General features: G+C 73.2%; 21 protein-coding genes and 1 tRNA gene. 6 read left to right on the top strand and 16 right to left on the bottom strand.

The window, feature by feature from the left end:
* Nucleotides 1–62: 62 nt before the first annotated feature.
* The 7 genes from P2H44_RS09055 to P2H44_RS09085 form a co-directional block, all read right to left on the bottom strand.
* Nucleotides 63–1,409 (bottom strand): SAM-dependent methyltransferase, encoded by a 1,347-nt coding sequence (locus P2H44_RS09055; RefSeq protein WP_275763185.1) that lies wholly within the window; start codon nucleotides 1,407–1,409, stop codon nucleotides 63–65.
* A gap of 344 nt (nucleotides 1,410–1,753) precedes the next feature.
* The gene (locus P2H44_RS09060; RefSeq protein ID WP_275763186.1) at nucleotides 1,754–1,924 is read right to left on the bottom strand and encodes a hypothetical protein; all 171 of its coding nucleotides are present in this window, start codon (nucleotides 1,922–1,924) and stop codon (nucleotides 1,754–1,756) included.
* A gap of 95 nt (nucleotides 1,925–2,019) precedes the next feature.
* Nucleotides 2,020–3,093: a ferrochelatase gene (gene hemH, locus P2H44_RS09065; RefSeq protein WP_275763187.1), complete on the bottom strand. Its 1,074-nt coding sequence runs from the start codon at nucleotides 3,091–3,093 to the stop codon at nucleotides 2,020–2,022.
* 475 nt (nucleotides 3,094–3,568) lie between these two features.
* Nucleotides 3,569–4,000, bottom strand: a complete 432-nt coding sequence (gene acpS / locus P2H44_RS09070) for a holo-ACP synthase (RefSeq protein WP_275763188.1) — start codon at nucleotides 3,998–4,000, stop codon at nucleotides 3,569–3,571.
* 49 nt (nucleotides 4,001–4,049) lie between these two features.
* Nucleotides 4,050–4,694, bottom strand: a complete 645-nt coding sequence (locus tag P2H44_RS09075) for a LysE family translocator (protein WP_275763189.1) — start codon at nucleotides 4,692–4,694, stop codon at nucleotides 4,050–4,052.
* Nucleotides 4,695–4,966: 272 nt separating this feature from the next.
* The gene (locus P2H44_RS09080) at nucleotides 4,967–5,941 is read right to left on the bottom strand and encodes a homoserine O-succinyltransferase (RefSeq protein ID WP_275763190.1); all 975 of its coding nucleotides are present in this window, start codon (nucleotides 5,939–5,941) and stop codon (nucleotides 4,967–4,969) included.
* A gap of 62 nt (nucleotides 5,942–6,003) precedes the next feature.
* On the bottom strand, nucleotides 6,004–6,879 hold the full coding sequence (locus tag P2H44_RS09085; RefSeq protein WP_275763191.1) for an ATPase: 876 nt from the start codon (nucleotides 6,877–6,879) through the stop codon (nucleotides 6,004–6,006).
* A 223-nt stretch (nucleotides 6,880–7,102) separates the two neighbouring features.
* Between P2H44_RS09085 and P2H44_RS09090 the strand changes: the two genes are divergently transcribed.
* The gene (locus tag P2H44_RS09090) at nucleotides 7,103–8,935 is read left to right on the top strand and encodes a calcium-binding protein (protein ID WP_275763192.1); all 1,833 of its coding nucleotides are present in this window, start codon (nucleotides 7,103–7,105) and stop codon (nucleotides 8,933–8,935) included.
* A 186-nt stretch (nucleotides 8,936–9,121) separates the two neighbouring features.
* A complete protein-coding gene (locus P2H44_RS09095; RefSeq protein WP_275763193.1) occupies nucleotides 9,122–9,853 on the top strand; it encodes a hypothetical protein in 732 nt (243 codons plus the stop codon).
* Between the two features lie 153 nt (nucleotides 9,854–10,006).
* Here P2H44_RS09095 and ppa read toward each other — a convergent pair whose 3' ends face one another.
* Entirely contained in the window at nucleotides 10,007–10,543 is a 537-nt protein-coding gene (ppa, locus tag P2H44_RS09100; RefSeq protein ID WP_275763195.1) for an inorganic diphosphatase, read from the bottom strand.
* A gap of 242 nt (nucleotides 10,544–10,785) precedes the next feature.
* A complete protein-coding gene (locus P2H44_RS09105) occupies nucleotides 10,786–11,451 on the bottom strand; it encodes a hypothetical protein (protein WP_275763196.1) in 666 nt (221 codons plus the stop codon).
* Between the two features lie 188 nt (nucleotides 11,452–11,639).
* Here P2H44_RS09105 and P2H44_RS09110 point away from each other — a divergent pair, with 188 nt between their 5' ends.
* The gene (locus P2H44_RS09110) at nucleotides 11,640–13,391 is read left to right on the top strand and encodes a calcium-binding protein (protein ID WP_275763197.1); all 1,752 of its coding nucleotides are present in this window, start codon (nucleotides 11,640–11,642) and stop codon (nucleotides 13,389–13,391) included.
* A gap of 63 nt (nucleotides 13,392–13,454) precedes the next feature.
* Here P2H44_RS09110 and P2H44_RS09115 read toward each other — a convergent pair whose 3' ends face one another.
* A complete protein-coding gene (locus P2H44_RS09115; protein WP_275763198.1) occupies nucleotides 13,455–14,390 on the bottom strand; it encodes a DMT family transporter in 936 nt (311 codons plus the stop codon).
* Nucleotides 14,387–14,833: a type II 3-dehydroquinate dehydratase gene (gene aroQ, locus P2H44_RS09120; protein ID WP_275763199.1), complete on the bottom strand. Its 447-nt coding sequence runs from the start codon at nucleotides 14,831–14,833 to the stop codon at nucleotides 14,387–14,389. The genes P2H44_RS09115 and aroQ overlap by 4 nt, the downstream gene beginning before the upstream one ends.
* Nucleotides 14,834–15,249: 416 nt before the next feature.
* Here aroQ and P2H44_RS09125 point away from each other — a divergent pair, with 416 nt between their 5' ends.
* Both P2H44_RS09125 and P2H44_RS09130 read left to right on the top strand, forming a co-directional pair.
* Nucleotides 15,250–16,524, top strand: a complete 1,275-nt coding sequence (locus P2H44_RS09125; protein ID WP_275763200.1) for an NAD(P)/FAD-dependent oxidoreductase — start codon at nucleotides 15,250–15,252, stop codon at nucleotides 16,522–16,524.
* A gap of 280 nt (nucleotides 16,525–16,804) precedes the next feature.
* Nucleotides 16,805–17,785, top strand: a complete 981-nt coding sequence (locus P2H44_RS09130) for a SphA family protein (RefSeq protein WP_275763201.1) — start codon at nucleotides 16,805–16,807, stop codon at nucleotides 17,783–17,785.
* A gap of 44 nt (nucleotides 17,786–17,829) precedes the next feature.
* Here the strand turns inward: P2H44_RS09130 and P2H44_RS09135 are convergent.
* Both P2H44_RS09135 and P2H44_RS09140 read right to left on the bottom strand, forming a co-directional pair.
* A tRNA-Leu gene (locus tag P2H44_RS09135) sits at nucleotides 17,830–17,910 on the bottom strand.
* Between the two features lie 375 nt (nucleotides 17,911–18,285).
* The gene (locus P2H44_RS09140; protein ID WP_275763202.1) at nucleotides 18,286–19,044 is read right to left on the bottom strand and encodes a competence/damage-inducible protein A; all 759 of its coding nucleotides are present in this window, start codon (nucleotides 19,042–19,044) and stop codon (nucleotides 18,286–18,288) included.
* A gap of 40 nt (nucleotides 19,045–19,084) precedes the next feature.
* Between P2H44_RS09140 and sfsA the strand changes: the two genes are divergently transcribed.
* Entirely contained in the window at nucleotides 19,085–19,807 is a 723-nt protein-coding gene (gene sfsA / locus P2H44_RS09145; RefSeq protein WP_275763203.1) for a DNA/RNA nuclease SfsA, read from the top strand.
* Nucleotides 19,808–19,847: 40 nt separating this feature from the next.
* On the opposite strand, the gene P2H44_RS09150 is transcribed toward sfsA, so the two are convergent.
* From P2H44_RS09150 to P2H44_RS09160, 3 genes are all read right to left on the bottom strand, one after another.
* Nucleotides 19,848–21,491: a calcium-binding protein gene (locus tag P2H44_RS09150; protein WP_275763204.1), complete on the bottom strand. Its 1,644-nt coding sequence runs from the start codon at nucleotides 21,489–21,491 to the stop codon at nucleotides 19,848–19,850.
* A gap of 69 nt (nucleotides 21,492–21,560) precedes the next feature.
* On the bottom strand, nucleotides 21,561–23,324 hold the full coding sequence (locus P2H44_RS09155) for a calcium-binding protein (protein ID WP_275763205.1): 1,764 nt from the start codon (nucleotides 23,322–23,324) through the stop codon (nucleotides 21,561–21,563).
* 37 nt (nucleotides 23,325–23,361) lie between these two features.
* Nucleotides 23,362–25,005 carry a calcium-binding protein gene (locus P2H44_RS09160; protein ID WP_275763206.1) on the bottom strand — a complete coding sequence of 548 codons (1,644 nt, stop codon included), beginning with the start codon at nucleotides 25,003–25,005 and terminating at the stop codon, nucleotides 23,362–23,364.
* Nucleotides 25,006–25,021: the final 16 nt, after the last annotated feature.

Consider the following 25,021-nt stretch of genomic DNA (forward strand, 5'->3'; position numbering starts at 1 on the left):
CCTGCGCCCCCGGCTCTGCCGACCGCACGAGGCCCCGGGTCAAGCCCGGCCGCCACGCAGCCTCACCCCCGCGCCTCGCGGGGCCCGGAGTAGACGTGGCCCGGCTCCGCGCCCGGCGCCTCGGGCGTCTCCCCGAACACCTCGCGCGTCGCCGCCTCGATCCGCGCCACCGCGTCCGGCTCGTTCTGCGCCAGCGCCGCGGCGGCCGAGGGGATCCAGTCGCGGTGCAGCGGCGTCGCGTCCCGCTCCCGCCCGAGCTGGAGCTGCAGGACGTTCGAGCTGCCGTAGGCGAAGCTGCACTCGCAGGCCGCCAGGTAGAACTCCCACATCCGCGCGAAGCGGGGGTCGTACATCTCCTCCACCCGGCCGCGCACCGCCTGGAAGGCCTGCTGCCAGGCCCGCAGCGTGCGCGCGTAGTGGATCCGCCAGACCTCGCAGTCCAGCACCCACAGCTCCGCCTTCTCCGTCGCCGCGGCGCATTCCGACAGCGTGGGCGTGTAGCCGCCGGGGAAGATGTACTTGCGCAGGAACGGCCCCGTCGCCGCCGGCGGGCTCATCGAGGAGATCGTGTGGATCAGCGCCACCCCGTCGTCCTTCAGGCAGTCGCGGACCTTGTGGAAATAGGTCTCCAGGTGGCCGACCCCCACATGCTCCAGCATCCCCACCGAGACGATGCGGTCGTAGCGCTCGGTCACGTTGCGGTAGTCCATAAGCTCGAACTTAGCGCGATGCTCCAGCCCCGCGGCCTTCGCCCGGGCGCGCGCGATCTCCAGCTGCTCCTCGGCCAGGGTGATCCCCGTCACCTCCACGTCGGCCGTGGCGGCGAGATAGAGCGCCATGCCCCCCCAGCCGCAGCCGATGTCCAGCACCCGCTGGCCGGGCTTGAGGTTCAGCTTCGCCGCGATGTGGCGTTTCTTGAGGATCTGCGCGTCGCGCAGGCTCTCGGTCCCGTCATGGTAGTAGGCGCAGGAATACTGCAGGTCCGGGTCCAGCCACAGGCGGTAGAAGGCGTTGCCGAGATCGTAGTGATGGGAGGCGTTCTTCTTCGAGCGCCAGGTCGGATTGTGCTGCGCCACCCGGCGGAACACCTTGTCCAGCCAGTAGACCAGCGCCTGCGGCCCGGAGAGGGAGAAGGCGCTCTGGTTCTCGAACAGCAGGCTCAGCAGGTCGTAGGCGGTGCCGCCCTCCGGCCCGTCCTCGACCACCAGGGTGCCGTCCATGAAGGCCTCGGCCCCGACCAGCTCGGGGTTGAGCGGGATCTTCCAGTCCAGCGTCGGGTCGGTGATGCGGATCGCCACCCAGGGCCCGGGCTCGGCGCCCTCGATGGTCACGGTCTCGTCGTCGGGCAGGCGCAGCTCCACCCGGCCCTTGACGATGGCCTTGCGGAACAGGTTCGGCAGAAGTTTCATCGGCGTCCTCCGTCCGTCTGCGGTCCCGGCGCGGGCGCGCGGGCGCGGGACGGTCGGACCGCGCCGGCGGCCGAGCAGGCGCGCGGAGGGTCCGGTCGCCGTTCGAGGGGGGCGTCGCGAGGCGCGGCGGCGGGGCCGGGGCGCGGCGCAGGTGGACGGCGACGGGCCGCGGCGCGGCCGCTCGCTTGAAAAAGGTCCCGCGGGACCCGGTCGAAATCAAGAAACGAATGACGATTTCGAAGACGACGTTGCGTCGGGCGCCTTGAATTCCGCGCCGAAACTTGGCCGGGGCGATACGCCGGCCGCGCCCGGCGGAGGCGCGATGCGCCCCCGCCGCGCGGAGCTCAGCCCATCTCCTCGCGGTCCGGGCCCAGGATCAGCAGCACGATTCCCCAGACCAGCGGCGTCAGGAACAACGCCCCGACGACGGCCCAGAACACGCTGCGGCCCCAGACCGAGGCCCACCAGACCACCAGCCCGAAGGCCACGATCCAGGGTATGGCGAAGAGTTCCATGTTGCGCTCCCGTATCCATGCCCTCTCGGAACAGCAGATAGGGCGCGCGGGGCGCGGCGCAACGCCCTCCCGCCGGGCGGGAGGGCGCGCGGGGCTCAGATCCAGCCCTGCAGCTCGTTGCGCACGATCGCCTCGATCATCACCATGTGGTCCTCGGAGGCGTTGAGGCAGGGGATGTAGTCGAACCGCTCCCCGCCCGCGTGCAGGAAGCTCTCCTTGATCTCCTCCGAGATCTCCTCGAGCGTCTCGACGCAGTCCGACGAGAAGGCCGGCGCCATGATCGCGATGTGCTTCTTGCCGGCCTGGGCGAGGCGGGCGACCTCCTCGACCGTGTAGGGCTGCAGCCACTCCTCCGAGCCGAAGCGCGACTGGAAGGTGAGGATCACCTCCTCGTTTGGGAAGCCCAGACGCTCGCGCAGGCGGCGCGTGGTGGCGGCGCACTGGCAGTGGTAGGGATCGCCCTTCTCGACCAGGTAGCGCTTGGGCAGGCCGTGGTAGGAGGTCACCAGCGCGTCCGGCCGGCGGTCCATGCCCGCGTAGGCCGCCTCGACCGACTTCGCCAGCGCGTCGATGTAGAGCGGGTGGGCGTAGTAAGGCGGCACGGTGCGCGCGGCGGGCTGCCAGTTGATCTCCATCAGCGCGCGGAAGAACGCGTCGTTGGCGGTCGCGGTGGTGGCGCCGGCGTACTGGGGATAGAGCGGGAAGAACAGGATCCGCTCAGCCCCCGCCGCCTGCATCGCCTTCACGCGGCTGACGGTCGAGGGCTCGCCGTAGCGCATGCAGAAGTCGACCACCACGCCCTCGCCGAGATCGGCCTCGAGCCGGGCGCGCAGCTTCTCGGTCTGCTCGCGGGTGATGGTCAGAAGCGGGCTCTCGTCGCGCGCCTCGTTCCAGATGCTCTGGTAGGCCTTGCCGGACGAGAACGGGCGCTTGGACAGGATCACCAGCTGCAGGAGCGGCTGCCAGAACAGCGGCGAGTAATCGATCACCCGGCGGTCGGAGAGGAACTCCGACAGGTACTTGCGCATCGACCAGTAGTCGGTGGCCGGCGGGGTGCCGAGGTTCACCAGCATCACGCCGATCTTCGCCCGCGGCACGGGAGGATGGTCGGCGGGCGCGTGGGCGAGCCGGCCGGCTCCGGGCTGGGTCATCTGCGTGGCGTCGAGCATCGCCCCCTCCGTATTGCGCGGGCCCCTGCGATGGACCGCCCGGCGCACCTAGGCGGCGTGGGGCGCGGGTCAATGGGGCAGGGGTCTCTGGGGGGCGCTATGCCGCGTCTGGACACGGGGGGCAAGGGGCGCGGACCGCGCGCCTCGGGCGCGGGCGGGCCTCCGAGGCGGGGCTCGTCGGCTGGCCGCTGCGCGGGGGCGCGCTTGGGCGCGCCCGGAAGGTCGCTTCGGGAGCTCACCAAAGAACAGGGCCGCGCCTGTCCTTCGGATCCGTCCGTCGCTGATGCCGATCAGAGCGAGTCGCCGGGAGGGGTCCAGGATCGCGAAGCGACCCGCGCTTGCGCGGGCTTGTCCTTGACCCCTCCCGGCGACTCGCTCTGATCGGCATCAGCGACGGACGGCTCCGAAGAACAGGCGCTTCGCGCGGGCCTGCGGGCGGGGCGCAGGGCGCGCCTGGATCGGGGAGGGGGCGGGCTCAGCCGCGGGCGGGGTAGTGCAGGGGCGGGTGGTCGGCGGGCAGCGCCTCGATCACCACGAAGGCCTGGGCGTAGGGCAGGTCGTCGGTCATCGTCACGTGGATCCGCCCCTCCCAGCCCGGCGGGATCAGCGACAGGAACCGCTCTTTCGCGCCGCCCTGCAGCACCATCGTGGGCTGGCCGGTGGGCAGGTTCGCCACCCCCATCTCCCGCCAGGCCACGCCCATGCGCAGGCCCGTGCCCAGCGCCTTCGAGCACGCCTCCTTCGCCGCCCAGCGCTTGGCGTAGGAGGCCGCGCGCTCCTTCCTCCGCTCGGAGCGGGCCTGCTCGATCTCGGTGAACACCCGCTGCACGAAGCGGTCGCCGAAGCGGTCGAGCGTCTTCTGGATCCGCCGCACGTCGGCGAGGTCGGAGCCGAGGCCGACGATCATCGCGAAACCTCCGTTATGAGAGAGGAGGGCAGGAGAGAGCGGGACGGCGTCACTTCGCGAGGCTCCCGCTCAGCAGCGCCACGCCGGCGGCGGCGAAGAGGGCCGCGAAGGTCCCCTCCAGCCAGCGGCGCAGGCGCTGGTAGACGGCCATCGCCCGGCGGGTCGAGAACACCACCGCGAAGCCCGAGAACAGGATCGCCCCGCAGGTCCCGGTGGTCGCCACCACCTCGGCCAGCGCCAGCGGCGGCGCGCCGGGATCGACCGCCAGCGCGAACAGCGCGCCGAAGAACAGGATCGCCTTGGGATTGGTCAGGTGCATCAGCACCCCCTTGCCGAAGGCGCGCCGCAGGTCGCGCGCGGCGACCGGGCGCGGCGCGGGGGGCGTGCGCCGCAGGGCGTTGCGCGCCGACTTCCAGCCCAGCCACAGCAGGTAGGCCGCGCCGCCCAGGCGCACCGCCTCCAGCATCCAGGCGTTGGCCAGCATCACCGCCGACATCCCCAGCGCCGCCGCCGAGCACCAGGCGACCGAGCCGCACCACACCCCCGCCGCCAGCGCCAGCGCCGGACGGCGGCCCGAGGCCATGGCCGTCGAGGTGATCGCCATCACCGAGGGGCCGGGCGAGAGCACGGTCGCCGAATAGACGGCGGCGATCATCAGAAGGTCGGCGGGCATCAGCAGGTCGGAGGAGGGCATGGCGCGCAGTCTTCGTCGCCGGCGCGGGCCGGCAGGGGGCGCGCGCAAGGTGGCAGGGCCCGCGCGGCGGAGCAAGCGCGACATGGGCGGCGCGCCTCCCGTCCGGCGTGCGGGCAGTGCGCGCGGGGCCGGGAGGCGCCGGACGCCCGGGCGGGGCTCAGGCGGGGGCAGGGCGGGCCGCGCCGGGCGCGCCTGCCGCCGGCCACGCCTCTCCGCACGGGCGCGGCCCGCGCCGTCCCCGCCGGGGCCGGCGTCCGGCCCCCGCGGCGTCTTCAGCCGGCGGCGGCGTCCTCGGCCGCGGCCTCCTCCTCGGCGGCGCGGTCGACCTGGCCGATCAGGGCGCGGTCGTAGGGCGTCGTCTGGTAGATCTGGTTCACCCAGTTGCCGTAGAGCAGGTGCGCGTGGCTGCGCCAGCGGTCCATCACCGGTCGCGTGGGGTCGTCGTCGGGGAAGTAGTTCCGCGGCATCCGGATCGGCCCGCCGGCGGCGACGTCGCGGTCATACTCCGCGCGCAGCGTGTCGCGGTCGTATTCTAGGTGGTTGAACATGTAGAGCGCCCGCTTGCCCGGGTCCTCCACCAGGCAGGCCCCCACCTCGTCCGAGGCGATCAGCGTGCGCAGCCCCGCGTCGGGCGGGAAGTCCGCCTCCCGCGTCTCGGTCCAGCGCGAGACGGGCACCGAGAAGTCGTCGGAGAAGCCGCGCAGATAGGGCGAGGCCGGCGCCAGCACCCGGTGACGGTAGATGCCGAAGGCCTTCTCCTCCAGGTCCCGCTTCGGGACTCCGCGGTAATGCGCCAGCATCGCCTGGCCGCCCCAGCACACGCCCAGGCTGGCGTGCACGTGGCTCTGCGCCCAGTCGAAGATGCGGCACAGCTCGTCCCAGTAGGTGACCTCCTCGAAGGGCAGGCGCTCCACCGGGGCGCCGGTCACGATCAGCCCGTCGAACTTGCCGCCCGACTCCGCGATCTCGGCGAAGGGGGCGTAGAACGCCTCCAGGTGCTCGGGCGAGGTGTTGCGGCTGGCGTGCTCGGTCATGCGGATCAGCGTCAGCTCGATCTGCAGGGGCGTGGCGCCGATCAGGCGCGCGAACTGCGTCTCGGTCTGCTGCTTGGTCGGCATCAGGTTCACCAGGCCGATGTGCAGCGGCCGGATGTCCTGGCGAACGGCGGCGTCGTCGGACATCACCATCACGCCTTCCCGGTCGAGAACCTGGATGGCGGGAAGGCCGGCAGGGATCTTGATGGGCATGGCGTGACCCTCGGGCGGAAAGCGGAACGGACGCGCGGCGCCTCGGGGCGCCGCGGGGGGGCTTAGATAGGCGCGGCGCGGCGGCGATCCAACGCATCCGCGATCATCCGCGTGAAATCGGCCTCGGACTCGACCGCGGCGACGGCGTCGGCCTCCACCGTCAAGCCCCAGCGGTCGGCGATGGCCTGGTAGCGGGGGCGGCGCCCCTCGATCAGCCGGGCGAAGCCCCAGCGGATGAAGGCGTCGGGGTCCACCTGGTCGGGGGCGCGCCCCGTCTCCTCGAGGTAGGCCGCCCAGAAATCGGCGAGCTGGTCGTCGCGGTAGTACATCGGCTTGGGCGCCCGGTCGAAGCGCGCGATCAGCGAGGCGACATGCTCGTCGCCGCCGCGGATGAACACCGGCAGCATCACCCGGCTCAGCGCCGCCAGCACCGGGTCGCGGGGATCGTCGGGGTCCACCACCTCGCAGATCGAGCCGGAGGTGTCGCAGACGAAATGCGGATAGCCGTAGAGCTCGCGCGCCCGCTCGATGAAGGCGCGGGCGTCGAGCATCGAGGCGATCTCCGCCTCCCGGTGCAGCTTCTGGCGGCGGACGTATTCGTCGAAATCCATGCCCCCGCGCGCCGGATCCCCCGGCTTGCCCAGCCAGGTCGAGAGCGGCGTGAGGTTGTGGAAGCTCAGCTTCGAGCGGATCGAGAGGCTGTCCGAGCGCAGCAGCTCGCGCAGCTTGGGGCTCTTCATCGCCTCGCGCTTGAACTCGTCGGTGATCCGCTCGCCCAGGTAGCGGGTGCCGATGCGGTAGTCGACCGAGTAGTGGAACCACGCCCCCTCGTCGCGCAGGATCGAGCTCAGCCGGGTCTTGCCCACCCCCGACATGCCGATCAGCGCGACGGACCGCTGCGGGGCCGAGAGCCAGGCCTCGGGCGTGTCGTAGAGCATGGTGGCCTCCGTGCCGCGCCCGCGGGGCGTCGATCGTGACGCGCCCGCGGGGCGCCGATGGCCCCTGCGGTTAGCCCAAGCGGGGCGGGTTGAAAAGGGCGGGGCGGGGATGCATCGCCGGGGCGGGAAAGCGCCCCGGCCCCGCCGCGCGATTTGACTCCCGCCCCCGCTCCGCTCATGGGAGTGAACGGGGGACGCATTTCCGGCGGGGGAGCCGAAAGTCATGGGCAAGGGCAGAACGAAGCTGACGGTCACGGCCGAGGGCCGGGCGCTGGGGACGCCGACGCTGTCGCTGATGGTCGCGCTGGGCGCGGGCGGCATCAAGACCACCGCCGTCGAGAACCACGGCTCCTACGGGCTGGTGGTGCTCTATTCCGACCAGCTGCGCATGGACGTGAAGGTCACGCTCGACGCCAAGGGCCAGCCGGACCAGATACTCGACCTCGCCCTGCGCGACCGCTACGCCGTGCAGACCTTCGCGATCATGGAGAACGTGAAGGCCGACTACGACGCGGTTCACGACGCGATCAAGCGCCTCGAATACGTGCTCGACGGGCGCGAGCCCGAGATCGGCGACGCGGTCAAGCTCATCAAGCTCCTGAAGCTGCCGATGAACGTCGACGGGCGCGACGGCTACGACGTGCTCGTCACCGGCTCGGGCGGCGGGGTGCTGCGCGCCAAGGGCGGCAACGACGACATCTTCTTCACCGGCCCCGGCCGGATCGAGGGCGGCGCGGGCGTCGACACGCTCGACCTCAAGTTCTTCCAGGCCCTCTACGGCAGGAAGGCGGCGGCGGAGATCGACCTCAAGAAAGGGGTCATGACGCTGCCCGGCGGCAAGACCGTCAAGCTCGCCTCGATCGAGCGGGTCGAGGGCGAGGACGAGCGCGACGTGATTCGCGGCGCCCGCGGCGCCCAGACCTTCGAGGGCGGCGGCGGCAAGGACCTGCTCCAGGGCCGCGGCGGCGCCGACGCGCTGATCGGCCAGGACGGCGCCGACCGCCTGCTGGGCGGCGGCGGCGGCGATCTCCTGTCCGGCGGCGCGGGCGGCGACGTGATCAAGGGCGGCGGCGGCGACGACGTGGCCTTCGGCGGCGACGGGGCCGACAAGATCTTCGGCGGCGCCGGCGCCGACCAGCTCGCGGGCGACGAGGGGAACGACGTCGTCTACGGCGGCGCGGGCGACGACGTCCTGGGCGGCGGCGCGGGCGACGACCGCCTGTTCGGCGACGACGGCGACGACACGCTCGCCGGCGCGGACGGCGACGACCGGCTCGACGGCGGCGCCGGCGACGACGCGCTCGCCGGCGCGCTGGGCGACGACAAGCTCTTCGGCCAGCAGGGCGCCGACCGGCTGTTCGGCGGCGACGGCGCGGACCGGCTGTTCGGCGGCGGCGGCGACGACCACCTGGAAGGGCAGGCCGGCGACGACCGGCTCGTCGGCGGCGGCGGCGCGGACGAGCTCTTCGGCGGCGAGGGCCATGACGAACTCCACGGCGGCGGCGGCGCCGACAAGCTCGCCGGCGACCTGGGCGCCGACTCGCTCTTCGGCGACGCCGGGGACGACGTGCTCTCGGGCGGCGACGGCCACGACGACCTGTTCGGCGGCGCGGGCGACGACACGCTGGCCGGCGGCGCGGGCGACGACGAGCTCTTCGGCGGCGACGGCGACGACACGCTGGCGGGCAACGCCGGCCGCGACACGCTCGACGGCGGCGCGGGGGACGACACGCTCACCGGCCACGACGGCGACGACGTTCTGATCGCCGGCGCGGGCGAGGACGTGCTGGTCGGCGACGGCGGCGCGCTCTCCGGCGCCGACGAGTTCCGCCTCGACGCCTCGGGCGACGGCGTCGACCGGGTGCTCGACTTCCACGCGGGCGAGGACTCGTGGGGCGTGGCGGGCAAGGCGCTCGCCGACCTCGAGATCGTCGCCTTCGACACAGGCTTCGCGATCGAGCGCGTCTCCGACGGGACCCGCATCGCGGAGTTCCAGGCCTCGGACGAACTCGACTCGATCCAGCAGCTCGAGGACGGGTTCATCGTCCTGCTCTGACCGCCCGCCGCGCAAGGCCCCCGGGCCCTGCGCGGCGGCCTCCGGCCGGTCTGGAAAATCTGGAAGACGATCGTCCCGCCGCGGCTGGTTTCGTCTTGTTCGTCCCGTTGCGTTGACCGTGCGTCCCGGCCTGCATGACAGGGGGATCTTCCTGCGCGCCCGCGCGCGCGTCCGTCGGAGATCCTCATGACCCGTTTCAGCCTGTTCGGAGCGGCGGTCGCCCTCCTCGGCCTCGCCTCGCCCGCCGCGGCGCTGACCCTCGACCTCACCTTCAACGTCGTCAGCGCCGGCGCCGCCGGCAGCAGCACGTCCCCCTTCAATACGGCCGACCAGTTCCACGTCGTGGTCGCCTTCGACGATCCCGTGGCCTCTCCCGTCGTGGTCGGGGGCGCGGCGTATCAGCCGATCTCGAGCCTGGAGCTGTTCGCGGGCAGCCCGCATGCGGTCACGGCGACCCCCGCGAACGCCTCGCTGCTCGGCTGGCGGGTCCGGGACGATTACGACGACGGCGACGAGGTCAACGACTATCTCGAGTTCGAGATGCTGATCGCGACGGGCGACATGCACCCGTTCGACTTCGACGACTTCATGCCGACCGGCCTCGGCCAGAGCGGCACGATCCTGCAGCTGAGTTTCTCCGGCTACGCCGATCCCGAGCTTCTCGACGGCGAGGGGCCCGAGCAGTTCCTCAAGCTCGACCAGACCGTGGGCCTGGCGGATGTCCAGTTCCTCCACTTCGTCTCCGAGGAGATCGAGGGCGAGCTGACGTGGACCTCCTCGGAAGAGGGGGGCTGGTACATGTCGGCGGGGATCGACCAGCTCGACGAGCTGGCCTCGCCCGTGCCGATCCCCGCGGCCGGCCTGCTGCTGCCCGGCGCGCTGGCGGCGCTGACCTTCGCCGCCCGCCGGCGGCGCTGACCTTCTCCGCCCGCCGGCGGCGCGGCTGAGCCGGTCGCCGGGCGCGCGCCGTTCCCCGGACGGCGCCCGCTGAAACGCGGAACGCCCGGCCTCGCGGCCGGGCGTTCCAGTTGCGGCTAGGGGGCGCGCGCCGTCAGGGGCGCGCGGCCGGCCTCACTTCTTCACGGCGTCGACCGACTTCTGCAGGATCGACTCGGCCTCGGCCTTGTCGCCCCAGCCGATGACCTTCACCCATTTGCCGGCCTCGAGGTCCTTGTAGTGCTCGAAGAAGTGCTTGATGCGCTCGCGGGTCTTGGGGGCGATGTCCTCGAGGTCCTGGATATGGGCCTGGAAGGGATCGACCTTCTCGACGGGGACGGCGATCAGCTTGTCGTCCATGCCGCCGTCGTCTTCCATCTTCAGCACGCCCACGGGGCGGCAGCGGATGACGACGCCCGGGGCCAGGTCGAAGTCGCACAGCACCAGCACGTCGGTCGGGTCGCCGTCGTCGTGCAGGGTGTTGGGCACGAAGCCGTAGTTGCAGGGGTAGAACATCGGGGTGTTGACGATGCGGTCGACGAAGACCGCGCCCGAGTCCTTGTCGATCTCGTACTTCACGGGCGCGCCGCCGCCGGCGCCGCCGGTGATCTCGATCACCACGTTGATGTCGGAGGGCGGGTTCTTGCCCGCGGGGATCGCGTCGAGGTTCATGAGATGTCCTTCGTTCGGCGTCCGGAATGAGCCGCGCGGCGGATAGCACGGGATGTTGCGCCGCGGAAGGGACGGGGAGACGCAGGGGCGCGTCGCGACCGCCCCCGCGGCCTCAGGCCGCGCATCACAGGCTTCGGCCTCAGGCCGCGCACCTCAAGGCCAAGGCCTCAGGCCGCGCACCACAGGCTTCGGCCTCAGGCAGCTCACGTCAGGGCCACGGCCTCAGGCCGCGCCCTCCACGCTCAGGCCGCGCGCCGCCGCCGCGCCGCCCAGCCCGCCAGCCCCAGCGCCCCGCCCAGCAGGGCGATCGCCGGCGGCGCGGGGACGGCCGCCGCCTCGCCCTCGATCAGCAGCGACATCTGGCGCTCGAACGGCGTGCCGAACGCGCCCGAGCCCCAGGTCGACCTCAGGGCGATCCGCTCGCTCGCCACGTTGGCTCCCGCCCAGATCCAGACGTCGTCGTCTCCGCTCGTGTCCATGGCGACCGAGATCCACCAGGTTCCCGCCGCGATCTCGACGGCCGTGTCGAAGGCGGCGTCGAAGCGCAGGAAGTCGGAGTTGTTGAGCTGCCCGCCCGGCGCGCTGCGCGTCGCGCCGGACGCCGCGACGCTCTGCGCCAGCGCGCCCACCGCTCCGCCGGCGTCCGCGTAGATGTTGACGGTGAAGTCGTCGGGCCCCGCGAACGTCCGGTCGCCGAAGAAGAAGATGCCCGAGACCGAGAACTGCGTCGCCGAGACGTCGGTGGCGAAGCTCACCCGCTGCACCGTCTCCTGCCCGCCGGTGTCGGAGGTGTAGAGGGAATTGGCCTCGGTGCGCTCGAGGTAGGTGTCCCACAGCACCAGCGCCTGCGCCGGCGCCGCGACGATCGAGATCAGCAGCGCCGCTGCGGCGCATCGGGTCGTGAACATGATCCGGTTCCCCCCAGGGTGTCCGCGCCGGTCTTCGGCCGGGTCGGTTTCAGACGTAACCGCCGGAATATGAACCGGCGATGACGCTGGGTCATGCGCCGCCCGCGGCTGGAAACGCTTGGAGTCCGCTCAAGTCAGGCATAAGTCATGCGGGTTGAAAATTCTTCCCGATTACGGATTTCGAGACCATGCCTGCCTCCGACCCTCTCCGCCTGTCGTTCCGCAAGGCGCCCGGCGGCGTCGACTTCGCCGCCCGCGTCGCCGAGATCGCGGCCTTTCCCGCCCAGACCCTGCTCGTCGGCACTGGCGACGGCCCGGTGAAGCTCACCGTCGAGGAGGCGATCGTCTCGATCCCCGAGGAGACGCCCCCGCCCGGCGGCCGGCTGATCTTCCAGATCGAGCAGGACGAGGCCGGCCGCGACCGGGTCACGCGCCTGCGGCTTGAGGAGCCCTCGGGCGACGTGGTCGCGCTCAAGGGGCTCGACGCGCCGCTGGGCCGGGTCATGGCCTGGCTCGACGCGGCGAAGGACGACCCCGCGCAGGCGCGGATGCCCGACGGCTGGTTCCGCGGCCGCGACCTGCAGATCCTGGGGGGCGAGGCGAACGAGGACCTGAGCGGGCGCGCCGGCGACGACCTGGTCAAGGGCGGCGCCGGGCATGACACGCTGCGCCTCTCGCACGGCTTCGACGCGCTGATCGGCGGCGGCGGTCTCGACCGGCTGGCGATCCAGGGCGCGCCCGAGGGCGTGCTGGTGAACCTGCTTCAGGGCTTCTACCGCTCCGAGATCGGCGAGGGCGAGATCTACGGGGTCGAGCGCGTCGAGGGCGCGCGCGGCGACGACTCGATGCGCGGCGGCCCGGGGGACGAGACCTTCCTGGGCAACGGCGGGCGCGACGAGCTGCGCGGCGGCGGCGGCGACGACCTGATCTTCGGCGGCGCCAAGGGCGATGCGCTCTTCGGCGGCTCGGGCGACGACGGGCTGATCTCCGGCTCGGGGCGCGACGCGCTCTATGGCGGCGAGGGCGACGACCTGCTGTGGAGCAGCGGCGAGGGCCGCGCGAAGATGCACGGCGGCGCGGGCGAGGACTCCTTCTACGGCGGCTGGATCGACGACGTCGCCTTCGGCGGCGCCGGCGACGACGCGATGTGGCTGCACGACGGCGACGACCGCGCCAAGGGCGGCGCCGGCGACGACGCCATGGTGCTGGGCCGGGGCGACGACCGCGGCCGCGGCGGCGCGGGCGACGACGCGATCTGGGGCCAGGCCGGCGACGACGAGATCCGGGGCGGCGCGGGCGACGACCAGCTCGACGGCGGCGACGGCGCGGACTCGATCTCCGGCGGCGCGGGAGACGACATCGTCGCGGGCGGCACGGGGGCCGACGTCCTTGACGGCGACGACGGGGCCGACGTCCTCTACGGCGGCGACGGCGACGACCTGCTGCGCGGCGACGCGGGCGACGACGCCCTGCAGGGCGGCCACGGGGCCGACCGGCTCGAGGGCGGCGCCGGCGACGACGTGCTGACCGGCGACGGCGACAACGTCGAGCTCTCCGACGTCGCGATCGACGTCGAGACGCCCCTCCCCCCCGACCCGTCCTGGACCTGGGCGACCGAGGGCGGCGTGAACTGGAGCGGCTCGATCTCCTCCGGCTGGACCTGGACGCCGATCCCGATCGTCGTCGTGGGCGAGGGGCCCGTCTATCTCGGCGGCCCGGACGTGTTCGTGCTGGACGGGCAGGGCGTGGACACGGTCACCGACTTCGCCCAGGGCGTCGACCTGATCGAGCTCGCCCCCGGCGTGACCTTCGACGACCTGCGCTTCGAGACCGCGGGCGACGACCTGCGCCTGGTGGTCGACGCGACCGACCAGGCCTTCGGCGTCCTCCTGGGCGCCGGGTCCCTGACGCTCGACGAAAGCGACTTCATCCTCGTCTGACGGGGCAGGGCGCGGGGGCGCGTCCCCCGCGCCCCGCGCCGTCCGCCCGGCCGGGCGCCCGCCTCAGGCGGCGGCGCGCCTGCGCTCGGCGCGCAGGTTGATCAGGTTCGCGCTCAGCACCAGCGCGCCCCCCAGCAGCACCGCCAGCTCCAGCGGCTCGCCGTAGAGGATCGCGGCGACCACCGCGATCATCGGCAGGCGGCCGAAATCCATCGGGGCCACGATGGTCGCCGGCGCGCAGGCCAGCGCGCGCGCCACCGCGTAATGCGCCCCCAGCCCCGCCAGCGCCACCGTCGCGACCCAGGGCCAGGCGGTCAGCGGCAGCGCCATCTCCCCGTCCCAGCCGGCGAAGGCGAAGCCCATCACCCCCTGCATCAGCGACATGAAGAACAGGATCGAGCCCGCCGTCTCGGTCGTCGACAGGCGCTTGGTGAGCATGATGTTGAAGGCGAAGCCCAGCGCCGCCCCCAGCGCGGCCAGCTGCCCCGGCCCGATCGCCGCCTCCGCGCCCCCCGCCCAGGGCCGCGCGATCACCAGGATCCCCGCGAAGCCGATGGCGGCCGAGACCAGCCGGATGCGCGCGAACCGCTCCCCCAGCACCAGCGGCGCCAGCAGCGCGATCCAGATCGGCGAGGTGAACTCGTAGGCGAAGACCTGCGCCAGCGGGATCGCGGCGACGGCGTAGAGCCAGCAGTTCTGCCCCGCGAAATGGAAGGCGTTGCGCGCCAGGTGCAGCCGCATCCGCCGCGCCCGCACCTGCCCCAGCCGGCCCGAGGCGCCCAGCGCCGCGACCACCACCGCCAGCGCGATCACCGAGCGGTAGGCCAGGATCTCGAACGTATCGAGCTCCGCCGCCGCCTCCCGCCCCGCGATGGCCATGCCCGAGAAGCAGCTCAGCGCCAGCGACATCCAGGCCGCCGCGACCAGCGGCCGGTCCACGGGCGCCGGCGCGGCCGCCGCCGGGGCCGAGGCCGGGCCGACGGGGCCGTCGGGGCTCACCGCTCGGCGCCGGCCATGTCGACGGCGGCGTCCAGCGCCATCAGGTAGCCCGGCGCCCCGAAGCCCATGATCACCCCGTCCGCCCGGAACGAGACGTAGGACAGGTGCCGGAACTCCTCGCGCCGGTGGGTGTTCGACAGGTGCAGCTCGATCACCTTGCCCTCGAAGGCGCGCAGCGCGTCGAGGATCGCGACCGAGGTGTGCGTGTAGGCGCCGGCGTTGAGGATGATCACGTCCACGCTCCCGCGCGCCTCGTGGATCCAGTCGACGAGCGTCCCCTCGTGGTTCGACTGGCGGAAGTCGAGATGCACGCCCCGCCGCTCGGCCCGGTCGGCGCAGCGCGCCTCGATGTCGGCCAGCGTGTCGGCGCCGTAGATCTCGGGCTCCCGCAGGCCCAGCAGGTTCAGGTTGGGGCCGTTGAGGATCAGGATGCGGGCGGTCATCGTCGGCTCCGGGGTCTGGGGCGCAGGGCCGGCGCGCGGCGGAGGCCGGGCGCGGGGCGGGCGCGCAATGAAGCGGATAACCGGCCGGCGGGCAAGGGGGCGCGTCATGCCCTCCCGCCCGCCGGAACGTCTTGCGCGCCGCAGCGGGAGCCCGCCCGCCCGGGGCCCCCTTCCGTCCAACGCCCTTTCCCGCGACGGCCGCCGCCCTCCGCTTCGCGGGTCGCCCCTGCGCGCCCCGCGTCCGCGTCCGCCTCTCCCCTCCGCCGGCGCCCGCTCCGCCGGCGCACCTCTCCTCGGCCCGCCCCCCGCCCGTCCTCTCCCCCCGCGCGTCAGGCCGCAGGCCCTGCGCCTCGCCCGCCCTTGACCGCGCCCGCTGCGCGGCCGAGCCTGCCCGCGCATCGGCAGGGGAGCGTGGGATGGACGACGAACAGGCGCGGCGGGACGGCCCGCAGGACCAGCGCAGGGCCATCGTGGTCGGCGCCGGCATCACCGGCGTCGCCGCCGCGATCCGCCTGCGCCGCATGGGCTGGGCCGTCACCCTGATCGACCGCGCCCCGGCCGGCGACCGCGGCGCGGCGAGCTTCGGAAACGGCGGCATCCTCGCGCGCTGCTCGATCGTCCCCGTCCCGGTGCCCGGCCTGCTCGCCAAGGCCCCGCGGATGCTGTTCGACCCCGACCAGCCCCTCTACCTGCGCTGGTCCTACGTGCCCCGGATGCTGCCGTTCCTGGCGAAATACCTCTCCTACGGGTCCGAGGCCCAGGTCCGCCGCATCGCCGCCGCGCTCGCCGGCCTCACCGGCGACAGCGTGGACGAGCACCGGGCGCTCGCCGCCGGCTCCGCGGCCGCGGGCTACATCCAGACCGGCGACTACGGCTTCCTCTACCGCGACCGTGCCCAGTACCAGAAGGACGCCTGGGGCCACGCGATCCGCGCCGAGCACGGCTTCCACCCCTACGAGGTCGACCGCGCCGGCCTGCTCGAGCGCGACCCCGCGCTGGGCGAGGCCTGGACCTTCGGCGCCATCTTCCCCGACCACGGCTGGATCGCGAACCCCGGCGCCTATGTGGCCGCCCTGGCCGAGACCTTCGCCCGCGAGGGCGGCGTGATCCGCCGCGCCGAGGTCGAGGCGCTCTCCGGCGACGGGCGCGTGACGCTGGCCGGCGGCGCCGTGATGCGGGCGGATCGCGTGATCCTCGCCGCCGGCGCCTGGTCGGCGCGCCTCGCCGCCGGCCTCGGCCTGCGCCTGCCGATGGAGAGCGAGCGCGGCTATCACCTGGCCCTCAAGTCCCCCGCCTCCGCCCCCGCGCACCCGTGGATGGTGGGCGAGGTCAAGGCGGTGACCACGCCCATGGACTTCGGCGTGCGGCTGGCGGGCATCGTCGAGTTCGGCGGCCTCGACGCCGGTCCCTCCGAGGCGCCGCCCAAGCTCCTGCGTAAGGCCGCCGCGCGGATCTGGCCGGGGCTGGAGTGGGAGGCGGAGGAGGAGTGGATGGGTCATCGCCCGGTCCTCGCCGACAGCCTGCCGGCGCTGGGCGCGATCCCCGGCGCGCCCGCGGTGGTGGCCGCCTTCGGCGGCCAGCACGTGGGCCTGACCGCCGGCCCCCGGATCGGCCGCCTCGCCGCCGAGATCGCCGCCGGGCGCACCCCCAACGCCGACCTCGCCCCCTGCGCCCCCGACCGCTTCCGCTGATCCCGGGGGCAGGGGGCAGGGGGCAGGGGGGGCGGCGTCCGGCGCTCCTCCTCGCCGGGTCTTCGGCGCGCCGCTCCCGCGCGATCCCGCCTCGCCCGCGCCCGACGCGCCCCGGCCGCGCTGTTGCTCCGGCGCCGCCCCGCGCCGCGCGTCGCGCCCGGCGCAACCATGGCGCGAGACGGCGGCCTCCCCATGCGTCATCCTCTTTCGGAGGGGAGCGCGAAACAGTCCCGGACGAGACCGTCGGCGCAGGCCCCGCGTTCAGGAGGAGCCGCGCCCCATGTCCCGCCCCGCCCAGTCTCGCATCGCGTCCCGCGTCCCGTCCCGCCGCTCGGCCGCCGTCGCCGCCGTCCTCGCCGCCTGGGCCCTCCTCGCCGCCGCGCCGGAGGCGCGGGCGGCCGAGGGCGCCTCGAGCCACTATCTCCCCGGCGCCACCGGCGACCTGCTGCTCGCCGCGCCCTCCCAGCCCGGCCTCACCGTCGCCAACACCGTCTGGGTGCAGAGCGGCGACGTCGGCCGCGCGGTGCTGGGCGGCCGGGCGCGGGCGGGGCTCGAGCTCGACCTGGTCCTCGACCTCGCCGCCGCCTCCTACACGTTCGAGACGCCGGTGCTGGGGGCCGCCTACAGCGTCGCCGCCCTGATCCCCTTCGGGCGCGCCGACCTGACCGCCTTCGCGGTCGGTCCCGCCGGCCGCCGCTTCGACCGCAGCGGCGACCGCTTCGACCTCTCCGACGCCGCCTTCGTGCCGATCCAGCTGAACTGGACCCATGGCCCGTTCTTCTTCGAGGCGTCCGAGACGATCATCGCCCCCACCGGCGGCTACGAGCGCGGCCGGGCGATCAACCTGGGCCGCAACTACTGGAGCTTCGACACCAACGTCGCGGCCACCTGGTTCGACCCGGAGGGCGGGCGCGAGATCTCGATCGCCCCCGGCCTGATGGTGAACACCGAGAACCCGTCCACCGACTATCGCACGGGGACCGAGTTCCACATGGACGTCACCGCCACCCAGTTCCTGTCGCAAAGCTTCGCGGTGGGCCTGCGCGGCTACTGGTACCAGCAGATTGAGGGCGACTCGGGCGCGGGCGCGCGGCTGGGCGACTTCCGCTCAAGCTCTGTGGGCCTGGGCCTGGGCTTCATGTGGACGCCGGCCGCCGCCGAGGGCCGCCTGACGGTGCTGGGCAAGTGGATGCACGACCTCGACGCCGACAACCGCTTCCGCTCCGACTATCTCAGCGCCACGCTCGCCTGGAAGTTCTGAGCCCGCGCGCCCCCGCGCGGCATGGCGCGGCTCGCGTCAGGGGGTGCCCGCTGCCGGACTCGAACCGGCACGCCCGAAGGCCAGGGTGTTTAAGACCCATGCGTCTACCGTTCCGCCAAGCGGGCTCCCCGCCGCCCTGCCTAGGGCGCCCGCGCGCGCGAGAAAAGTCCCCCCGCCCGCCCCACGCGCCCCGGCGCGACGCCAGCCCGGGCCACGAAGCGCCTGTTCCCCGGATCCGTCTCTCGCTGATGGATGCCTGAGCGACTCGGCCCCCGGGGTCAAGGACGAGCCGGCTTCGCCGGTCGCCTGCGGCGATCCTTGACCCCGGGGGCCGAGTCGCTCTGTCCGGCATCCGCGAGAGACGGCTCCGGAGAACAGGCGCGGCCCCTGTTCTTTGGTGAGTCGGGAGCCCGCCGGAGGCTCCTGACCTCCGAAGACCAGGCGCGCCCGACCCCAAAGGCCCAAGCCCGCCCGCAGGGCGCCCGTGGACCGCTCCCTCTTCAGATCGGCGGAAGCTCCGTCACGTCCGTCGCCCCCAGCGCCTTGCACATCGCGCGAAGCGCCTGGGCCGCCTGGGCCAGCTCGTCGCGGTCCTGGCTGCGGGCCACGATCGTCGCCCCGTAGCCGCCCTGGTAGAACGGGTAGCTCCCGAAGGAGATGTCGGGATGGGCGGCGGCGAGCTCGGCGAGCGGCCCCGCGATGTCGCCCTCGGCCAGCGGAATGCGGAAGGCGTGGGACAGCATCGGCGCCCCCCCCTCCAGCGTCGGCCGCACGCTCTCGACCATGGCGTTGAAGATCAGGGGCACGCCGGCCATCACGTGGACGTTCTCGATCTTGAACCCCGGCGCGCCGGAGACGGGGTTGGCGATCAGCGTGGCCCCGTCGGGGATCCGCGCCATGCGCAGGCGCGAGGGCGTCAGCTTGTCCGGGTCGCCGTAATGCGCCAGCAGGATCTCGCGCGCGTCGTCGCGCACGTCGATGCCGACCCCGAAGGCCTCGGCCACGCATTCGGCGGTGATGTCGTCATGGGTCGGCCCGATGCCGCCCGAGGTGAACACGTAGGTGCAGCGCGCGCGCAGCTCGTTCACCGCCGCCACGATCGCCGCGCGGTCGTCGGCGACCACGCGCACTTCGGTCAGGGGGGCGCCCGCCTCGGTCAGCACGCCGGCCAGGTGGTGCATGTTGGCGTCGCGCGTGCGGCCCGAGAGGATCTCGTCCCCGATCACAACCATCGCCGAGGTGGGCGTGTCGTCCTTCATCCGTCTTGTCTCCCGCGCGCCATCGGATAAGGGTCCGGGCATGGAATTCCCGCTCCCCCTCGTCAAAGCGCGGCTGGTGCGCCGTTACAAGCGCTTTCTGGCCGACGCCGTGCTCGAGGACGGCCCCGACGCGGGCGCCGAGATCACCGCCCACTGCGCCAACCCCGGCGCGATGACGGGCCTGGCCGAGCCGGGGATGACGATCCTCCTCGCCCCGGTCGCCGACCCCAAGCGCAAGCTGCGCTGGTCGTGGAAGCTCGCCGCGCTCCCCGACGGCGGCTGGGCCACCGTCGACACCGGCGCGGCCAACAAGGTGGCGGGCGAGGCGCTGCGCGCGGGCCTCGTCCCGGCCCTCGCCGCCTACGACCAGGTGCGGGCCGAGGCGCGGTTCGGCGTCCGCTCGCGCGTCGACTTCCTGCTGAGCGCGCAGGGCCTTCCCGACGCCTATGTCGAGGTGAAGAGCGTCACCCTGCGCCGGCGGGACCGTCTGGCGGAGTTCCCCGACGCGAAGACCGCGCGGGGCAGGACGCATCTCGAGGAGCTCGCCGCCATGGTCGGGCAGGGCGCGCGCGCCGCGATGCTCTACCTCGTGCAGCGCACCGACTGCGACCGGGTGGGCCTGGCCGCCGACATCGACCCCGCCTACGCCGCCGCCTTCAAGGCTGCCCGCGCCGCGGGGGTCGAGGCGCTGGCCCACGCCTGCGAGATCACGCCCGAAGGCGTGCGCCTCGGCCGCCCCCTGCCGGTGATCGAGCCCGACTGAGCGCGCGCGGGCGGCCCGCGCGGCCCCCCGCCGGCACCGCTCAGAAGATGAAGTCGTCCGAGCTCATCAGGTTCACGTTCCAGCCCGCAATCTCGAGGCTGCCGTCCCCGCCCAGCGCGTCGAGGTCGATGATCACCACGCCTCCGGCCCGGTTCTGGGAGGCCGCCTTCACGTCGCCCACCGAGGTGGTGATCTCGATGTTCAGCGCGCGCAGGTTCAGCACGTCCTCGCCGTCGGTCCAGTCGGCGATGCGGTCGTCGCCGGAATGGCGGCCGATGCGGAACACGTCGGCGTTGATGCCGCCCGCCATCTCGTCGTCGCCCGCGCCGCCCGCGATCAGGTCCTCGCCCGCGCCGCCGCGGAGCAGGTCGTCCCCGCCCCGGCCGCGCAGCGTGTCGAACCCGCCGCCGCCCTCGAAGACGTCGTCCTCGGACGAGCCGAGCAGCGTGTCGTTGTCGTCGCCGCCCTGCACGCGCCCGTCCACCTCGCCGCCCTTCCGGCCCTTGTAGGTGTCGTTGCCCTGGCCCAGCGAGACGTCGCCGCCGATCACGCCGCGGTTGATCACCGAGTCGGCGGTGGCGCCCGTGTCGACGTCGCCGCTCACCTCGCCCGCGTTCGCCACCCGGTCGGACCCTCGGCCCACGATCACGTCGCCGTCGATCTCGCCCGTGCTGCGCACCCGGTTCAGCCCGTCGCCCAGCGCCACGTCGCCCAGGATCGCGCCCGAGCTCCAGACGCGGTCGTCGAGATACCCCGCCCGCACCGCCGCGCCCAGGCCGCTGATCTCGCCGGTGTTGCGCAGATCGAGGCGCGAGGCGATCAGGTCCGGTTCCGCGTCGATCCCGGCCCCGGACAGGCCCGCGATCTCGCCGCCATTGCGGACCGTGGCGACGCCCACCTCGTCGAGCGCGAGCCCGATCGCGCCCACGATCAGGCCGCTGTTGTCGACCGAGGCCGCGTCGATCCGGTCGAGGCACGCGCCCTCCTGCGCCGCGCCCACGATGCGGCCCGCGTTGACCAGGGCGCCCGTCTCGAAGATCGACAGCTCCAGGCCCACGGCGCCGTGGATCTCGCCGCCGTTGTAGACGCTGGTCACGCGCCCGGCGCCGCCGCTCGCGTCCATGCCCGTGGCCGAGCCGAGCGACTGGGTGCGGATCACGCCGGTGTTGTTCGCCAGGAAGGTCGAGCCCTGGGAATAGACCCCGAAGCTCGGCCCCTCGATCACGCCGGAGTTGCCCACGTCCAGGAACCCGTTCGTCCGCACGTCCACGCCCGCCGCGCTGCGGTCCAGCCCGCGGATCGCGCCCGAGTTCTGCAGCGTCATGCCCGTGCCGTTGGTGGCGTAGACGCCGGTGCCGCCGGAGATGTCGCCGGCGTTGCTGACCAATTGGCGCCCGGACGACAGGCGCAGCCCGAAATCCGCGTAGGCCCCGCCCGAGCCCGAGACGATGCCGTTCGCCCCCACGCTCACCACCGTCGAGACGTTCGAGCCGTTGGGCGCGGCGAGGTCGATGGCGTCGTCCGACAGCGAGACGACCGTGCCGTCGACCCGCACCACGGCGCCCTCGCCGCCCGTGACGGCGTCGAGGGTGACGACGAGCTTCACGCCGGCCCCCACGTAGAGCTCGTCGTTCGGGGCGAGCACGCGCTGCGTGCTCGAGCTGAGCTGATTGATGAAAGCCATCGGGGGAGGTCTCCGTTCAGAGGCGCGCGGCCGCCCCGCCCCCCCGGAAAGGGCGGCCGCGCCGGGGGATCAGAAGATGAAGTCGTCCGAGCTCATCAGGTTCACGTTCCAGCCCGCGATCTCGAGGCTGCCGTCCCCGCCCAGTTCGTCGAGGTCGATGATCACCACGCCCCCCGCCCGGTTCTGGGAGGCCGCCTTCACGTCGCCCACCGAGGTCGAGATCTCGATGTTCAGCGCCCGCAGGTTCAGCACGTCCTCGCCGTCGGTCCAGTCGGTGATCTGGTCGTCGCCCGAATGGCGGCCGATGACGAAGACGTCGTTGTTGATCCCGCCGGTCATCACGTCGTCGCCCGCGCCGCCCGCGATCAGGTCGTCGCCCGCGCCGCCCTTCAGCTCGTCGTCGCCGCCCCGGCCGCGCAGCGTGTCGAAGCCGCCGCCGCCCTCGAAGGTCTCGTCCGCGGTCGAGCCCAGCAGCGTGTCGTTGTTGTCGTTGCCCTGCACGCGCCCGTCGACCTCGCCGCCCTTGCGGGCCTTGTAGGTGTCGTTGCCCTGGCCCAGCGAGACGTCGCCCCCGACCGAGCCGCCGCGGTTGACGACGGTGTCGGCCGTGTCGCCGGTGTCGATCGAGCCGTCGATCTCGCCGGTGTTGACCACCTTGTCCCCTGCGCCCGCCGTGAAGATCGAGCCGCCGACCGAGCCGTGGTTGCGCACCACGTCCGTGTCGCCCAGCGTCTCGATGCTCTGGGCGACCACGCCGCGGTTCACCACCAGGTCGACGTCGTTGCCGGTCGTGATCTCGCCGCCCACGAAGCCCAGGTTGCGCACGGTGTTGTCGCCGGCGCCGGCGTCGATGACCTCGGCGATCGAGCCGCGGTTGACCACCAGGTCCGCGTTCGCGCCGCCGTAGTAGCCCTCGCCCAGCTCGCCGGAGTTGCGCAGCTGGTTGTCGCCCTCGCCCAGGTCCACGTCGCCCCACACGACGCCGCTGTTGCGCATGTCGTCGACCGAGCCGGCCGCATCGACGCCGCCCTGGATCTCGCCGGAGTTGGTCAGATCGTTGCCGCCGCCGTTCAGGTCCAGGTCGCCCGCGATCAGGCCGCTGTTGAAGACCGCGTCGCCGTCGTCGGACAGGTCCACGTCGCCGCGCATCTCGCCGCTGTTCCACAGCGACGTCCCCTGCACGGTCGAGCGGAGGGCGAACAGCGTGCCGGCGATCAGCCCCTCGTTGTGGATCTCGGCCACGGCGTCCTGCAGGTCGATCCCGACCCCGTCGAGGGCGAGGACGTCGCCGAAGTTGAAGATCGTCCCGTCGGCGTTCTCGAGCAGCACGCCTCTCGTCCGGCCCGAGATCTCGCCCGTGTTCGACACCGTCGCGTCGACGACCTGCTGCAGGTGCACGCCCGCCGTCACCGCGCCGCGCACGATCCCGCCGTTCGCGACCGCGGCGGTCCCGATGTCCTGCGCGAAGATCCCGCGCGTGCCCGAGATCTCGCCGTCGTTGTTCAGCTCGAGGCGGCTCTCGATGGCGGTGGGCGCATCGCCGATCAGGTAGACCGAGGACGCGGCCAGCCCGCGCGCGGATCGGATCGAGGCTTCCTCCCCGAAGTGGAAGTACCACTCCACCGCGCCGTTGGCGTTGAACCAGATCGCGTTCAGGCCCACCGAAACCGCGTCGCCGTCGATGACGACCTCGGTGTCGCCGACGAGGGAGGAGCCGCGGATGGCGGCGGCCACGCTGGCGACGATGATCGACTCGGTCTCGGCGAGGTAAAAGGTGTCTCCGCCAGCGACGGAGACGGTGGTCGTTGCGGACGGCTGGTTGATGTAGGCCATGAGCGTCTGTTCCCCCTGGTCGGCGCGCGGCGGCGCCTCAGAATATGAAGTCGGATGAATCCATCAGGGCCACGTTCCAGCCCACGATGTTGAGGGAGCCTTCGCCCCCCAGCGCGTCGAGGTCGATGATCACCTCTCCCCCCGCTCGGTTCTGCGAAGCGGCCTTCACGTCGCCCACCGAGGTGGAGATCTCGACGCCCAGCCGGCGCAGGTTCAGCACGTCCTGGCCGTCGGTCCAGTCCGTGATCAGGTCGTCGCCGCTGCGCCGCCCGATGACGAAGACGTCGGCGTCCGCGCCCCCCGTCATCACGTCGTCGCCCGCGCCGCCCACGATGGTGTCCAGCCCGGCGCCGCCCGTCAGGTCGTCGTCGCCGGCGCGGCCCCTGAGCAGGTCGAACCCGCCGCCGCCCTCCATCGCCTCGTCGGTCCAGCCGCCCAGCAGCCGGTCGTTGTTGTCGCCGCCCTGGATGCGTCCCTCGACCACGCCGCCCTCGCGCGCGCGGTAGAGGTCGTTGCCCTGGCCCAGCACCACGTCGCCCTCGACGGCGCCGCCTCGGTTGATCACCACGTCGGCGGTGTCGCCCGCGTCGACGTCGCCGCCGACCCCGCCGGCGATCACCACCCGGTCGCCGTCCGCGCCGGTGCGCACCGAGCCGTCGATGGATCCCGTCGAGCGAACCAGGTCCGCGCCGCCCGCGGTCTCCACGTCGCCGCCGATCTCGCCGCGGTTCACCACCCGGTCCACGTCCGCGCCGCCGAAGAAACCCTCGTCCAGCCGTCCGCCGTTGCGCAGCAGGTTGGCGCCGCGCCCCAGGTCCACGGCGCCCGCCAGCAGGCCGTCGTTGATCACCACGTCGGCCCCCGTGGCCCCGGCCACGCCGCCGATCAGCTCGCCCGCGTTCTCCAGCCGGTTGCTGCCGCCGCCCAGCGACACGTTTCCGTTCGCGAGCCCGAGGTTCACCAGCACGTCGTCGCCGCTCGAGAAGGACGCGTCGCCCCCGAGCACCCCCGAGGAGACGACATGCGCGGACCCGCCCAGCAGGTAGATCGCGAAGTCCCTCCCCTCGAGCACGCCCGAGTTGGTCAGGTCGATCTGCGCGCCGTTGCCCAGCAGCCCGTAGTTGTCGTGGCCCGTGATCCGCCCGACGTTGTCGATGTCGGCCTGGAAGCCCGCCACGTTCAGGCCCGTGCGCCCGCGCACCTCGCCGGTGTTGGTCAGCTTGGCCTCGGTGAAGTCGTTGAACTGCACGCCGACGTTGTAGACGCCCGAGATCACGCCGCCGTTGAGCACCGTGGCCGCCGCGAAGCCGCCCATGTAGACCCCGCGCACGCCCGAGATCTCGCCGTCGTTGACCAGCCGCGCGGCGCCGTTGGGATCGGCGCCGCCGCGCTGGAGGTACACCGCGCTCGAGGTTTCCGCGCGCACCGCGCGCACCGCGCCGGTCTCGCCGACCACCATGTTGACGTTCGCGCCGGCCTCGGCGGCGTCGATGCGCACCCCGCCCGCGCTCAGGCTCGCGACCGTCCCGTCGATGCCCAGGCTCACCAGCCCGACGCCCGCGGCGCCGCTGACGGCGGTGATCGAGGGCACGATCACCTTCACCCCCTCGGGCACATACCAGGTGTCCCCGGCGACGAGCGCGACGCTCGACGCCGTGTCGGTCTGCACGATGTTGGCCATGCTCGGCTCCCCCCTC

The sequence above is a fragment of the Albimonas marina genome (assembly GCF_029223255.1).
Lineage (GTDB): Bacteria > Pseudomonadota > Alphaproteobacteria > Rhodobacterales > Rhodobacteraceae > Albimonas.